2 protein-coding genes are annotated in these 1,076 nt (G+C 36.2%); both read left to right on the top strand.

Annotation, left to right across the window (positions count from 1 at the left end; translation table 11 throughout):
* Nucleotides 1-101: 101 nt before the first annotated feature.
* On the top strand, nt 102-458 hold the full coding sequence (locus tag ACYQ21_RS15650) for a DUF3958 family protein (protein ID WP_460059611.1): 357 nt from the start codon (nt 102-104) through the stop codon (nt 456-458).
* Nucleotides 458-1,076 (top strand): T7SS effector LXG polymorphic toxin (locus tag ACYQ21_RS15645; protein WP_460059609.1); only part of this gene is annotated, 619 nt, incomplete at its 3' end. The genes ACYQ21_RS15650 and ACYQ21_RS15645, both read left to right, overlap by 1 nt.

Raw genomic sequence — 1,076 nt, 5'->3', positions numbered from 1 at the left:
AAAAATTTACAGTCTGTCGCAGTAGAATTTGAGGCAATGGATAAAAAACTCGGTCAAACACTTTTTAAACCAAACTTTGATTTATTGGGGGACTTACGCTAATGGCTACTTGGGAAGAATTGAACTTTAGAGAACGAGAGCTACAAGAGCAAGAAGAAAGAATCATGGCTGAAACTCGGCAAGTTGAATCAGTGACTGAGTATTATCAAAATTTTTCACAACAAGAACAGCGTTTTTTCTATGATTTGAGTGAAAAATTTTATCATACCGAAAGCAACCTAACCAGTTTTTTGAATCAACAAATGGGAGAGCTTGACTTTAAAACAAAGCGAATATTGTCCGATTTAGACCAAGCCTCAGAAGAGTTACAGGGCAATAGACGGCAAATCATTTATGACCTTGAAGAACTTGGTTATGAAAGACAAAAACTGGCTTTTGAAGAAAGTGAGGGAAGATAATGAGTATTGATATGTATTTATCTGAATCCAGAACACAGGCTGATAGTGTTGCGACACGGTGTGATAGTCGAGTAAAAGGGGATGAAAGTTTACAAAAAGCAATTAGTGATTTTTATTTCAATAGTCAGGAATTGAGCGGAAAAACTTACGATTCGGCTAAAGAATATTTCATGAGCGTTTTATACCCTTTAGCCCAAGGTGGTGTACTGCTTTCAGAGGCAACGAAAGAGGCGGTTAAAAGATTTCCAGAAGAATATACGGCTAGAGTTGACACGTGTGATTGGAAAGAATCGGAGTTAATAGAGAAACTTACGCAAATCGACCAACAAATCAGAAACCTTTATGATATTCGCTCAAATATTGAATATTATCCAATGCCAGACCTGATTAAAACAACATTACTTTATGCTAATGAAGAACAAATTCAGCTATATCAAGATATGAATAGGGCTTTTTCTGAAAAGTTGGATAGACTGCGGGAATTTAATGCGTCATCTTCTGATATTTTTTCAGAAATTGATGCTTTAGAATCTTCGATTAAACAAGGTCTGGCACAAGTCAAAAGTTCTTGGAATGCGTCTAGTGGTACTTTTACGTTGCCAAAAGATTTGTCTTGGG

The organism is Pseudolactococcus yaeyamensis (genome assembly GCF_054658615.1).
This window is presented reverse-complemented; position numbering and strand designations above follow the sequence as displayed.